General features: G+C 44.3%; 13 protein-coding genes. 3 read left to right on the top strand and 10 right to left on the bottom strand.

Annotated elements, in window-relative coordinates; translation table 11 throughout:
- Positions 1–153 precede the first annotated feature (153 nt).
- The 3 genes from WFI24_RS24030 (at position 154) to WFI24_RS24020 (ending at position 2,962) form a co-directional block, all read left to right on the top strand.
- Positions 154–381 carry a hypothetical protein gene (locus WFI24_RS24030; protein ID WP_336764616.1) on the top strand — a complete coding sequence of 76 codons (228 nt, stop codon included), beginning with the start codon at positions 154–156 and terminating at the stop codon, positions 379–381.
- Between the two features lie 349 nt (positions 382–730).
- A complete protein-coding gene (locus WFI24_RS24025; protein WP_221821025.1) occupies positions 731–1,780 on the top strand; it encodes a glycoside hydrolase family 53 protein in 1,050 nt (349 codons plus the stop codon).
- A gap of 714 nt (positions 1,781–2,494) precedes the next feature.
- Positions 2,495–2,962: a hypothetical protein gene (locus WFI24_RS24020; RefSeq protein WP_336764615.1), complete on the top strand. Its 468-nt coding sequence runs from the start codon at positions 2,495–2,497 to the stop codon at positions 2,960–2,962.
- Between the two features lie 523 nt (positions 2,963–3,485).
- Here WFI24_RS24020 and rarD read toward each other — a convergent pair.
- The 10 genes from rarD to WFI24_RS23970 form a co-directional block, all read right to left on the bottom strand.
- Complete coding sequence (gene rarD / locus WFI24_RS24015; protein WP_336764614.1) at positions 3,486–4,364, bottom strand: EamA family transporter RarD; 879 nt, start codon at positions 4,362–4,364, stop codon at positions 3,486–3,488.
- Between the two features lie 151 nt (positions 4,365–4,515).
- A complete protein-coding gene (locus WFI24_RS24010; protein ID WP_336764613.1) occupies positions 4,516–5,097 on the bottom strand; it encodes a hypothetical protein in 582 nt (193 codons plus the stop codon).
- Between the two features lie 184 nt (positions 5,098–5,281).
- A complete protein-coding gene (locus tag WFI24_RS24005; RefSeq protein WP_336764612.1) occupies positions 5,282–6,166 on the bottom strand; it encodes an AraC family transcriptional regulator in 885 nt (294 codons plus the stop codon).
- 263 nt (positions 6,167–6,429) lie between these two features.
- Positions 6,430–6,903 carry an HIT family protein gene (locus tag WFI24_RS24000; RefSeq protein ID WP_336764611.1) on the bottom strand — a complete coding sequence of 158 codons (474 nt, stop codon included), beginning with the start codon at positions 6,901–6,903 and terminating at the stop codon, positions 6,430–6,432.
- A gap of 35 nt (positions 6,904–6,938) precedes the next feature.
- On the bottom strand, positions 6,939–7,478 hold the full coding sequence (locus WFI24_RS23995) for a 2'-5' RNA ligase family protein (protein WP_336764610.1): 540 nt from the start codon (positions 7,476–7,478) through the stop codon (positions 6,939–6,941).
- Positions 7,479–7,564: 86 nt separating this feature from the next.
- The gene (locus WFI24_RS23990) at positions 7,565–7,930 is read right to left on the bottom strand and encodes a hypothetical protein (protein WP_336764609.1); all 366 of its coding nucleotides are present in this window, start codon (positions 7,928–7,930) and stop codon (positions 7,565–7,567) included.
- 288 nt (positions 7,931–8,218) lie between these two features.
- A complete protein-coding gene (locus WFI24_RS23985; protein WP_336764707.1) occupies positions 8,219–8,860 on the bottom strand; it encodes an NAD(P)-dependent oxidoreductase in 642 nt (213 codons plus the stop codon).
- A 196-nt stretch (positions 8,861–9,056) separates the two neighbouring features.
- A complete protein-coding gene (locus WFI24_RS23980) occupies positions 9,057–10,079 on the bottom strand; it encodes a Gfo/Idh/MocA family protein (protein WP_336764608.1) in 1,023 nt (340 codons plus the stop codon).
- The gene (locus WFI24_RS23975) at positions 10,076–11,113 is read right to left on the bottom strand and encodes a Gfo/Idh/MocA family protein (protein ID WP_336764607.1); all 1,038 of its coding nucleotides are present in this window, start codon (positions 11,111–11,113) and stop codon (positions 10,076–10,078) included. The genes WFI24_RS23980 and WFI24_RS23975 overlap by 4 nt, the downstream gene beginning before the upstream one ends.
- 50 nt (positions 11,114–11,163) lie before the next feature.
- Positions 11,164–12,777, bottom strand: a complete 1,614-nt coding sequence (locus WFI24_RS23970) for an extracellular solute-binding protein (RefSeq protein WP_336764606.1) — start codon at positions 12,775–12,777, stop codon at positions 11,164–11,166.
- Positions 12,778–12,793: the final 16 nt, after the last annotated feature.

Genomic DNA, 12,793 nt, shown 5'->3' with positions numbered 1-12,793 from the left:
ACGCTACGTAAAATTTATGTAAATGATACCTTATGGGCGCAACTTTTTCCATCCCTTTACAAAGAGCAATAGACAGAGTAAAGTGATGTACAGTGTGAATTGATCCGGTTGCTTGTTATCATTTCCAAATATCAGTGTCTAAAGGAGTATATAATGAAATCGAACAAACCTAGAACATTACAAAAAAATATAGAGTTTTTCACGGCTGCACTCTCTCAATGTATCGTAAGCGCATGGCAGGAAGACCCGGCTGGCGTCTACTGTGAAGTAGGTAGCGGCATTGTCGAACGGATCAGTGAAGACAGCGTACGCATTCGAAACAATAACGGAACGAAGAGTCACTATGCACGAGATATAACGATGTTCCAGACCGAAAAATAATTTTGCGTAAATACGTAAAAAAGACTAGCTTTCTGAAACCAGGTGTTGTATACTCTTGCCACAAGGAAAGGAGGTGCGTCAACATTTCTAATCACATGTTGAACGTGTCCCTTACCCGATCCACTAGCTCAAAATAAAATGAGTCTGGTGGAGGCGCGGGATACGGATCAATGTTTTAAAAAGCGCCACGGGTAGAAAAGCCGTCTTCGGACGGCTTTTTGTTTTGTCTTTTTTTTGTAGAGAGGTTGAGAAAACACCCAAAATATTGGAAATAGACCCTTTAGCTGAGTAAACCAGGATGGCTATAATTAGGATGCAACTCAACCTAAATCCGAGGAGGCATCTTGTAATGTTCAAAAATGTAAGGGGTTTCAAGACATCCATCATGTTGGCTTTTGTTTTGTTATTCACCTCCATCATGCTGCCCGCAGGTCAGCATGCCAGCGCAGCACCGAGTTTCGCCAAAGGAGCCGACATCAGCTGGGTTCCCGGAATGGAAGCCCAAGGCTACAAATGGAAAGATAAAAACGGGGTACAGCGTGATATCATTGATATTTTGAAAAAGGACTATCAAATTAACTCCGTTCGCATTCGGGTCTTTGTTAATCCTTCGAATGATTATGGGAACGGTTACATGAACAAGGATCGTGCAGCTGCACTCGCACAACGTGCCAAGAATGCCGGTATGAGCGTAATGCTCACCCTGCACTACAGCGACTCCTGGGCAGACCCTGGTCAACAGACCAAACCAGCTGCCTGGAAAAACTACACCTTCCAACAGCTCATGGATGCGGTATGGAATCACACACGTGATGTCATGACTGCGATGCAAAGCAAAGGCGTTACCCCTGACTGGGTTCAGATCGGTAATGAAACAAGCAACGGCATGTTATGGGAAGATGGCAAAGCATCCACCAACATGAAAAACTATGCGTGGCTGGTGAACACAGGCCATAATGCAGTGAAATCCCTGAGCAGCGGCACCAAAACCATTGTGCATCTGGCAGGTGGGGATGATAACGCCCTCTATGTATGGAATATTGGAGGCCTGATCAATAACGGAGCTAACTTTGACATGATTGCCATGTCCCTCTACCCTTCGGCTTCCGGCTGGAACACAGCTGTGACGAATACAGTAAACAACGCCAAGGATATGATCAACCGTTATGGCAAGGAGATCATCATTTCCGAAATCGGCATGGACAATAACCAGGCTGCGGCTGGTAAAAGTTTTGTGGCGGCGATGAAAAACCAAATCCGCAATCTGCCGAATGGCAAAGGCAAAGGCGTATTCTACTGGGAGCCTCAGGCTACCCCAGGTTATAACGGTGGATATGGTAAAGGCGCTTGGCAGTCAAATATGATGCCAACGGTGGTCATGGAAGGATTTATTGACTAGGTACGGTGGGTAGAAGTGTATTGGTGGGCAGCGTGGTGGGCGTTCCGGGGGCGGATCGTTCTTATGATCGCTGTTATCCCCAGATTTTATGAATTCCCCTGTTAAGGGGAAAATCCGGGGATAAAGGCGACCGCTCCGCTTCTTCAGAATCGATTCCGCCCCCTCCACTACGTTGCTGCTCAATGAGAAACTTCTAAAACCGTGTGTAGGCAAGTTATTAGGGTAATAAAGGGCATAAGGCGCTATTCCTGATGGGAGTAGCGCCTTTTGTGTGTTTGCGGGCAGCATGGTGGGCGTTCCGGGGGCGGATCGTTCTTATGATCGCTGTTATCCCCAGATTTTATGAATTCCCCTGATAAGGGGAAAATCCGGGGATAAAGGCGACCGCTTCGCTTCTTCAGAATCGATTCCGCCCCCTCCACTATGTTGCTGCTCTATGAGGCACTTCTAAAACCGTGGGAAGGCAAGTTATTAGGGTAACGAAAGGCGGAAGGCGCTGTTCCCGGTGGGAGCAGCGCCTTTTTTACGTTGGAGCGAGTTGTAACAGTTGAGGGTGCCATTTGGGTAGCGTGGGGCGCTGCGATTGGCTGATCCGAGGCGTTCGTACTCATGAGCTAGGCTGAATGCAGAATGGTTTTTTTGCTTACATATGAATATAATAAAATAAATCATACAGAACATCGGTTAGCTTATTTCAAGAGCGGGGGAAAATGGATGAGTTTTTTAAAAGGGATGGGTCAATTGGCTGGAGAAGTTACCGGGAAAGTACTAGGCGGCAGTGTGAGGGTTATCGGTGAGATTGCGGGAAGTCCCTTTATCAAAGAAATCGGGAACGGCGTAGAAAAGGCTACGATTAATACAGGTAAAACCGTTGGACAACTGGCTAGCGGGACATATGATCTGGCAAGTGGTGCGATCCGTAAGGACGATACCGCCATAGACGCGGGGCTTGCCGATATTGGAGGTGCCGTGACTAATACTGCAAAAGGTGTAGCGATATCAGCCAAGTATGTGTATAACAGCGGAAAAGACGTTGTCACAGGTATGAAAGAAGATGATATGGAGCGAGCCAAGCTTGGCGCCAAACACCTTCTGGCTGCTGCTGCTGTAACAACACTCGCTGTCGGTGTGGTTGATGCAGTTGATGGGGTTGAAGGTGTAGAAACGGCAGAATCTGATTAGATTATCAATAACACGATAACTGAAGAAAAACAGCTTATTAGGGCAACAAAAATATGGAGACAACTATATGAAATTTTTTCAAGTAGAATCCGTTGTTTCTTCTGAATAAAGCACGAGTAGATGAACACCGTCACCACGATGGGCAGATATAAATGGAGATCCGGACCATCAGTGCTCGGTAATCGTTCATTAATATATCCACCTACCGTCTCGTTGACCATCATAAATCCATATATAATACCGATTATCGCTGAAACTGCAAACTGAAATAGTATCTGAACTACATCATTCTTTACAAAGAATGGATCACGTTTACGGTAACGGTTACTAACCATCATGTATCTGTCGCCTCCTCATTTTTTGATTACTACATTTGATTACTACTCCTGTATTTTACCACTCCATTGATCTTATGCCTTCTTCATTTTGCTGGGTTATCTTATCTTTTCTTCATAAACGTAAAAATGGCCCTGTCCACCTCATCGGCGGGCAGGGCATTTATAACGATACCAGATCCCTCTGTTCAGCTTGTTTTAGCCAGTCGCGTGGCACGCATCGATGCGGTCGCGTATACGATAAGCGCTGTCCAGATCAGCGCGAAACCAACGAGCAGAACTGGCGAGACTGTTTCCTTGAACACGAACACGCTCAGGATCAGCATGATCGTCGGCCCAATGTATTGCACGAAGCCAAGTGTGGACAACGACATCCGGGCAGCCGCCCGTGCAAAGAAAAGCAGTGGCAGTGCAGTCACCACGCCAGATAGAAGCAATTCGAAGAACATCGACGCAGGCAGCGTCCATGCTGTTGCTTTTCCCACGATGGCCAAGTAGATCCAGTAGCCGAGTGCGATGGGCAGAACTACAGCTGTCTCCGAAAACAAGCCCACAGAAGCGTCTTGCTTAATTTTCTTCTTCGCCAGACCGTACAAGCCAAATGACACGGCTAGCGAGATCGCAACCCATGGGAAACGTCCGTAGTCGATAGCGATGATGAGCACTGCTACACCAGCAATGGCAATCGCGAGCCATTGGCCACGGTTTGGCTTTTCATGAAGGAAGACAACTGCCAGTAGCACGTTCAGCAACGGGTTCAAATAATAACCAAGGCTTGTCTCAACGACATGACCATTGTTAACTGCCCAGATGAAGATCAGCCAATTAATAGCAATTAGCAGTCCGCTAGCTGTGAGCGATAATATGAGCGAACGGTCAGCCACAATCCGTTTCATGTCACCCCAACGGTGCTGGACGGCAACGAGAATACCCATGAAGACGAACGACCAGACAACCCGATGGGACAGAATCTCGCCTGCTGGTACATTTTCAAACAACTTCCAATACAGCGGGAGAACCCCCCACATGATATACGCAATGATCGCGTTGATTAATCCACTATTCATAACTGTATCCCCTCTTATTGCTCTGATATCTCAACGGATTATACGCCTCGATCCTCGTTTAAGTAAAGGGGGTAATAGGTCATACAGGAATCCAAGCTCTTGTGCAACCGACTTTGTCTCTAAGCAGAATTTTCCCGTTAGCGTATCGAGATTACACTTTGCCCTTTTTCTTTCTTAGTATCATGATCATGATGAAGACAAAAATCGCCAAAATTATAAATATGATTGCACCTACGATATACAAATCAATATCTTGCTCAAACATAAACCACATCTTGTGTTCTAAATTCACTTGTTGTTTTGGTGCAAATCCTTCTCCGAATAGTTCAGTTGCTTGATTAAGATTATTCATTTCGATGGTCACACTGCACGGACTACTGCTTAACTCGCCATTCGCTTCACTAAAGTATATTAAGTATTTGTTGCCTTCCTTGAAATCAAACCCCCAAGTATAGTTAGTTGCGACAAGGATTTGAGAGTCAACTTCAGTATTCCAACTCCTCTCAACTTCCACTAAAATATATCTGAATTTCTCTTTTGTGCCCGTAAACCCCTCTTGCTTTAAGTCGACCTTTATTTGCATTACTACACCATAAACAGCTCCAGTATTTCTTTCTAACTCTTCTTGGGGACTTCCCGATTCAGCACATGACAGAGCTTTAACATCTTGTACATTTGAGATAAAGAACACGGTAGAGAATAATAATATTAACGTGAGTATACGAAGTTTCAATTTTCCCACCTTCTTCTCATGACCTTATTTTCGTACATCTTTATTGACCTTTTCAACAGATAAAATGTTGCACTATCTGTCCTTTAGATGAATAAAGAAGCAACCGATCGGACACGGTTGCTTACTCCCTTTACATTTATTCAGTTATTAATTCGAAACAATCAATAATTTAAAATAAATAAAACTAAGATATTTTTCTTACAGCAAACCATAGCTCGACAAAATTCAATTCATCTTTACCTCCAGTAATTTCGAACTCCATTCCGTCTACCTGTTCATATCCAGTAGTAGGAAGCCATTCAGAAAAGAAGCGTCTATATAAGGTTTCAATGGTTTCATCGAATTTATCCCATGTAAAGGGATCAGATGAAAAGATCGCCCACGTGTGTGCTGGTATCGTTATACTTGTGTAACCATCGGCTTTACTTCTTTCACCTTTAAATGTACACAACATGTATGGGAAAGTATCCTCTCCAGTTTTTTTGTAGCTGCACACAGCATGTACTTTATGATAATTCGGATTCAACGAGTCTGGTAAATCACCAGCATTTGTAGCAAGTCTTTCAACTTCCCCGTTTTCGTGGCTTTGCTTCCATAGCTCTGCCGGAGTCTCTGTTCCGTTTAATTGAAACACTTTCTCGATTCCAAATATTTCGAAGCTTTCTTTTGTTTCGATTCGATAGTTCATAGGCTCTTCTCCTTTTATCGAAATAAGGAAGGAAATCCGAGGATAGGCTTTGAGGGAAGTCCCTTCTTCACGAGCCATCGCTGGATTAACACCATGCAACGATTGAAAAGCTCTTGCGAATGAAACCGGTGATTCATACCCATACTTTATAGCAATATCAACAACTCTCCTATCACTATTCTGCAATTCAATTGCAGCGAGAGTAAGCCGTCTTCTTCGTATATATTCCGCAAGTGAAACATTGGTAATGAACGAGAACATTCTCTGAAACTGATGCGAAGAACAATAAGCACATTGAGCAATTTCCTTCAATTCGATCTCGCCAACTAGATTCATCTCAATGTAATCCAATGCCCGATTCATTCTCATAAGCCAATCCATCTGATCCCTCCTCTTAACAAAAGTATAGTTTCGTTAGGTTTTCGTATCGCAACTATTTGTGCGCAATTAAGTTTCGTAACCGTCGAAAAGTTTATGTCGTAACTCCCCAGTCCGTTGGCTTATCCTTTTTAAGTACCGTATTTCTTTTTCCATTTTTGAAAAATCAGTCTGTTACTTATTCTTTTTTACATATTAAGCTTTCCCAAAGATGGTTTGTTACTGAATAGCTATATAATGGGATTATCAGTTGCGTCCTCTGAACCTTATATATTTTCCTTTATCCAAGAACGCAACTTATCAGCATACAAAGAGCGTTCATCTGGATCGGACGGAAAACCCTTGGACAGATAAAGTTGATCATTCACATATCTAGGGTAAACATGAAGATGATAATGCCACACGTCTTGATTGCCAGCAGGCTCATTGTGTTGCCGCGTAGAAATCCCGTCACATCCATATATACCTTTCATCGCAAATGCTGTAAGCTGAGCCGCGCGGTGAATTTCAACAGCGTAATCCGCTGGGAGTTCAAAGATATTCTCGAAATGCTGATTAGGAACAACCAGAACATGTCCTTTATTATTTGGCCACCATTTGCCCGCTATAAATGCCGTTACCTTTTCATTCTGATAGATGATATCTCTTTGTTTTGTTCCCTGATCAGGTCGCTCGATCCCCCAAATACAACAAAATGGACATTCATATCCTTCGGGCTTATGTGAAAATGATGCTGACATTTTTCTCATTCAACTCCTTATTGTAAGATTTCATATTACTTTTTAGTTCCCAATTGGATATCTTCAAATGGTACGTATTTATTTAGTTCAACTTCTTTATATACGCGTACATAATTGACATCAAAGGTTGGAAAAGGAGCCAATTTCTTCATTGTTAAGAGCTTCATTTCTTCAATCTCAGTCTCGTTCATACCCCAATAGGTTTGCCCCAAGGTTAAATGAGGATGATACTTATCCATTTCAAAGTAACGGTCTAAAAGTTCTTGTGATGGAGAAATCGCTTTTACCAACTTTCGATGTAACTCGATGACATTGCTCGTTTCAACATTAAGAAATGTAACAGCACTTCCAAACGATCCCGGTTCTGATAATGATAATTGAAAACTTGGCATTAAAGAGCATGTCTGTCTTACACTTTCTAACCAATGAAGATCAACGGTAAGACCACCCTGCGCTTTTACAGTGATATGAGGCTCGACTACATCATTAAGACGATTACTTGACCAACGATCACGAAATGCCACAATCATTTCTTTATAATCATCTGGAGGAGTAATTCCAATGAAGTAATTCATATTACCGTCACATCCTTTAGCAAACTAAATGAATCTTAAAATCAAAAAGCAGCCGATCCTTTTGATCAACTGCCGATTGGTTACTCTCACTTTCCTCCAACACGAAACACACCAATTACGGTTTCACCATCCTTGTCATACAGTGGGATATCACGACCATCTGGTGATCTGCTGTTCTGTATCGCAATAGCTTCTTCAGGTGTTTTTGGTTGCTCGCCATCCATGTCTTTTTTCAGCAGATATCCGTCTGTACCATCCACACCAGTAGCCAAGATTAAATCAGGTTCCGTTTCTGGAGAAGTCGCATATGCGGCAGAACCATATGTCTGTCCATTCTTATTTTTCGGATAAAGAGAAGTGATGTGAAATTGATTCATCGTATTTTTAATGTTTGTATATTGGGATAACCCTGAACCACTCGATACACTAATCATTAAAACCACAAAGATCAATAATATAACTCCTTTAGAATACATCTTCAGAACTGTTCACTCCCTTATACTTTTGAAATCGCAGAAAATACCAATGAAGAGAAGATGGTTTTCATCTAATCACATTTCCTTCCCATCTTTAGAATAATATAACATAGATTCAAAGGAGTAGTTGGAAGTTGAACAATAATCATCTGACCTGTCTAACGTTATTGCAGAACATCCCTCTTTGATAACCTAAAATAAACGGACGCCGATCTGTTGAGATCAGCGTCCGTTTGTTATGTTCTATACTATGATAAGAAAGTATTACTTCACTTCGCCAACAACGGTAAAGCGCTCGTTTTTGTGTTGTGGATTTTCGATCTCATCAACCAAAGCAATGGCATAGTCAGCATAACTGATGTAGCTGTTACCTTCACTGTTGACCAGGAGAACATCATTGCCTGCTTGATATTTACCTGTGCGTACGCCTTCCGGATTGAAGAATCCAGCTGGGCTCAGGAATGTCCATTGAATACCAGAGGATGCTTGCAGATCCTGCAAGTTTTGGCCTTGGTTCGTTGCTGTCGCTTTGTAAGCATCAGGGAATCCTGGGGTTTCAAAGACACGTAATGTCTTGGACTCGTCCGTAAACAGGCTTCCTGCTCCACCCACAACGATCAGACGAGTGTTTGGTGTATCCTTCAGGATGTTGATCAACGCTTGTCCTACTTCCACATGCAGGTTTTCTTTACCCGCTGGAGCACCAAATGCATTTACAACCACATCGAATGCTTTAAGATCTTCAGCTGTAAGATCGAATACATCTTTCTCCAGCGTATTCAGACTTTTATCTTCCAATTTGGATGCATTACGAACGATTGCCGTTACTTTATGCCCTCTGTCTGCCGCTTCTTTCAAAATTACACTTCCTGCTTTGCCTGTTGCACCAATGATTGCAATGTTCATCATGATCTCTCCTCTGATGTGTTTTGTAGTAAAAACTCATATTGTAACTTTAGTAGTTACAACTTGTTTTGTCAACTATTCCTCTCTGCAAAATTATAGAATTCCCCTTAGTACAACAAAAAAAAGACCCTGATAGATCATCTATTACAGACAAATCCCATCACTTCGGGTCTAAATTATGGGTTTACCACACAACTTATTGTTCGTAACGTGTTTCATGTTCCTCCACTTTCCTGAGTATCACCCTGCCTTTTTTCTGAATCGACTCATATGCTGCCAGAGCGACTGCTGTGGCCTGTAAACCATCTTCCCCGGAGACTAAAACACTTCTTCCAGCCAGGAGTGAGTCCACGAAATCTTGCAGCATATAATAATTCATACGTTCACCCCAATAGCTCCACCTTGCTCTTTCCTCGAGATCGCTGTATACCTCATTTGTCTGTGCGAAAGCATCCATATGTATGACGCCTTCCGTACCGATGATATCTAACTTTACGTCTCCCCAGAAGGGATATGTCCGATTTCTCGACCAGCTTGTATCAATGAACGCAATCACTCCCTGATCCAATTCAATATGCACCATGCCCGAATCTTCCACCGCCAGATCATGAAACAAATGTCCTTGCTCTGCATATACAGCGGTCGGATCAAGGTTAAACAACCATCGAAGCAGATCAGCTACATGGACTGTATGATCCAGAATCGCTCCTCCCCCGGATTGGGAAGGATCCAGAAACCAGCCCTCTGGTGCTGTACCACGATTGTACCCTTTAACCGCAACCACTTGACCAATGTCTCCTCGCTCAAGCGCCCTTTTCGTCTCCAATACAGCAGGCAAATATCGGCAGGGAAATGCGGTCATCAATTGTACCCTGTATTTGGAGCAGATTTCGATCATGATTTTCATTTCATCCATGCTAATTCCAAGCGGTTTTTCACATAAAATATGCTTACCCGCACGGGCACTTTCCATCACCATGCTCGCATGCTTCACATTCTCTGAACATATAATTACGGCATCAATCTCAGGAAGCTGCAGCATGATGCGGTAATCTTCGTAATACGAGATATGGCCTTGATCAAGAAGAGTCATAACCCGCTCCATGTTATCATCGGCGATGGCGACTACCTCTACATTCTTTATCGCGGCGAGCTCCCGAAAATAACTGAACGCATGGGGATGAGCGAAGCTGATCATGCCAATACGCAATCGTTTCATCTGAATGCTCCCTCCTTCTCCTCAAAACCTTTCATATTGACCGAGTCTCCGCTGTAGGCAGAATGGAGTGCAGCACGGGCAATTCGAGACGCATTACAGGCATCCTGAAACGTGATCTTAGGCTGATCCCCGAATTGGATACATTGAATGAAATGAGACAGTTCACGTTCATAGGCCGTTTCAAACTCAGGACTTTTCCTTAAAACGATAGGTGTGTGTGTCCTGTCGTCCGTTCCCGTCCTTGACATACGGCCTACTCCTCCATCCTGACGGATAACCACTGATTTGGCCTTCTCGGAATTTGCATGCAGGATTCCCCGATCTCCCGCGAATTCCATCGCTGTCTGGAACAGCCCCGGGTATCCCCACATCCCTTCCAGATTGGCGATAGTTCCTTGTTCGAATCTCAAGGTTACCCAAGCATAGTCCAAATGAGGAAGGGTTCGTCGCTGGGCATACACGGAACGTACCTCTCCAAGCACACTGCGCATATAATCGATGTCATGGATCATCAGATCCATAATGACACCACCGCTATGCCTCTCATCGTTGTACCAGTTCTTCATCAGCCCCGGATGGGGTCCGATACGACTGGCATGGGCAACCCCAGGCTTACCTATAACTCCGGCAGCGATCTGACGGGCGACATCGATATAGGCAGGGAAGAAGCGACCCACATGTGCAATAAACAAATGAACCTTGTTCGAACGACAGACGACATCCATCATTTCGGCTTCTTTGGCCGTCGAACTGACCGGTTTCTCACAGATTACATGCACGCCCGCTTCAGCGGCCATAACTGTATACGTGCAGTGCAAAGATGTAGGGAGGCAGATGCTCACCACATCCGGGCGCCCCCCGCTCAACAAATCCTCAAAACGGCTGTACGCTGTCGTTCCGTAACCATCAGCCAGCCTGTCAGCCTCATCCTTCTCCACATCACAAACCCCAACCAGTTCAACATTTTTCAACTTGGCATAACTTTTGGCATGTACGGCTCCCATCGTTCCGCATCCGAGTACAGCAGCTCTCACAGCTTATCCCTCCTTCATCAAGCCTTTGTTCCAGTCATCAATTCATATCGCTATTCTGTCTTATACCTGTCATAGGCTGCCTGATATACCTTCATATACTCGTCCAGCCCCATTTTATTCAGAGTGTTCACATACGTTTCCCACTGATCAAAACCTGCACTGCCATTCACAAACTTTGCTTCCATCTCGGTCACGTAATCCTGAATGTCTTTTCCAACTGAGGACATAAATTCGGATTCTTCCTGCGTGAAGTTAAAGTTGTACCAGATGTCCTCTACGGCTTGGTTCTTCGCTTTGTCGGCTGCCTGAAGGGAGCTTGGGAGTGTCTCTGAGCCTTTGAAATAATCTTCCTTCACTAAGCCCGGATAACTTCCACCGAGCCAGGTGAAATATTTCGCCAATGCCTGGTCTTGGGTGAGACCATCCTGATTCGCTGTAATCTCCTGCGTGTACTGCAGATTTCCGTCTGCATCCTTTTCATAGGTCTCCCCTTCTTTCCCCATAAAGTAGAGCAGGGCTCCTTCATCACTATAGAAATGATCCATCCAGCGGATCGTTGCTTCAGGGTTCTCATTCTTGTCCGTAATCGCGAACGCTCCTACATGGACCATTGGTACCTTTACATGAGAATACAGCTGTTCCCCATCAGGACCTTTCAGGGCACCAAGACCGATGAAATTTTTCTGTCCCATGACCGTTTCCGGATTGGGCACCGTTGTCGCACCAAGCGTTCCCGCCTGACCTTTCGCATTCAGTGCTCCGCCATCCAGTGTAAATATTTCGGGGTCCAGCAATCCTTCCTGATGTAGCTTGTTCACATACTGGAGCACTTCCTTGTACTGAGGCAATGTTTTGGTGAAGCGAAGCTCATCTGTGCCGGGGTCCACATCAACCAACTTGTGTCCGAGTCCACGGTTACCAAGCCCCCATGCCCCTTTTACATGATCAATAATGCCCGTAATGCCTGTAGCGCTAAAAGGAATTTCATCGTTTTTGCCGTTGCCGTTAAGATCTGTCGTTTTGACAGCTTTCAGATATTCATAGAAGCTCTCGGTTGAATCCGGTTCTTCCATGTTCAACTGTTTCAACCAATCTTCATTAATCCACAGCGGTGCACCAATCAACATGGATAACAGAGCGGGATCATAGAAGGACGGCATCGAATAGATGTTGCCATCCGGCATCGTCAACCCTTTACGAATATCCGGGTACTGCTCCATCAATCTTTTAAAATTTGGGGCATAGTCATCAATCAGATCATTGAGCGGAAGAAACACACCCTGGGCACCATAACGTGTCAATTCATCCGAAGTCACACGAGCAGAGTAAAACACATCCGGGTAGTCACCGCCTGCCAGAGCCAGGTTCCGCTTCTCGGTCAATGTCTCAAAAGGAACGAGATTGAAGTTCACCTTCACGTTCGACATCTCACTGTACGCTTTCCAGATTAGTGTTTCTTCGAATTTACTCCCGTTGGTGGTAGACTTCCCTGTGAAAAAATCCAGTTCAATCGGTTCCTTCACTACTGGCATGCCTGTAGCATTCAGATTAGATTGACTATCCTGACTCTGCCCTGCAGGCGCCTCCCCTGAACTGCATCCAGCCATTAAACCCGCTGTAATCACGATGGATAAGGTCAAGTTGCCCCACTTTTTAAACAACATCTCCATGCACTCCCTT

It is taken from the genome of Paenibacillus sp. USHLN196, from assembly GCF_037144955.1.
Classification (GTDB): domain Bacteria; phylum Bacillota; class Bacilli; order Paenibacillales; family Paenibacillaceae; genus Paenibacillus; species Paenibacillus xylanexedens_C.
The sequence above is the reverse complement of the archived record's forward strand: the minus strand, read 5'-3'. Positions and strand labels throughout refer to the sequence as shown.

Coding starts and splice junctions, on each gene's coding strand:
- WFI24_RS24030 (WP_336764616.1), top strand. CDS start 154: ATGAAATCGAACAAACCTAGAACATTACAAAAAAATATAGAGTTTTTC.
- WFI24_RS24000 (WP_336764611.1), bottom strand. CDS start 6,903: ATGTCAGCATCATTTTCACATAAGCCCGAAGGATATGAATGTCCATTT.
- WFI24_RS23980 (WP_336764608.1), bottom strand. CDS start 10,079: ATGAAACGATTGCGTATTGGCATGATCAGCTTCGCTCATCCCCATGCG.
- WFI24_RS23985 (WP_336764707.1), bottom strand. CDS start 8,860: ATGAACATTGCAATCATTGGTGCAACAGGCAAAGCAGGAAGTGTAATT.
- WFI24_RS24020 (WP_336764615.1), top strand. CDS start 2,495: ATGAGTTTTTTAAAAGGGATGGGTCAATTGGCTGGAGAAGTTACCGGG.
- WFI24_RS24025 (WP_221821025.1), top strand. CDS start 731: ATGTTCAAAAATGTAAGGGGTTTCAAGACATCCATCATGTTGGCTTTT.
- WFI24_RS24005 (WP_336764612.1), bottom strand. CDS start 6,166: ATGGATTGGCTTATGAGAATGAATCGGGCATTGGATTACATTGAGATG.
- WFI24_RS23995 (WP_336764610.1), bottom strand. CDS start 7,478: ATGAATTACTTCATTGGAATTACTCCTCCAGATGATTATAAAGAAATG.
- rarD (WP_336764614.1), bottom strand. CDS start 4,364: ATGAATAGTGGATTAATCAACGCGATCATTGCGTATATCATGTGGGGG.
- WFI24_RS23970 (WP_336764606.1), bottom strand. CDS start 12,777: ATGTTGTTTAAAAAGTGGGGCAACTTGACCTTATCCATCGTGATTACA.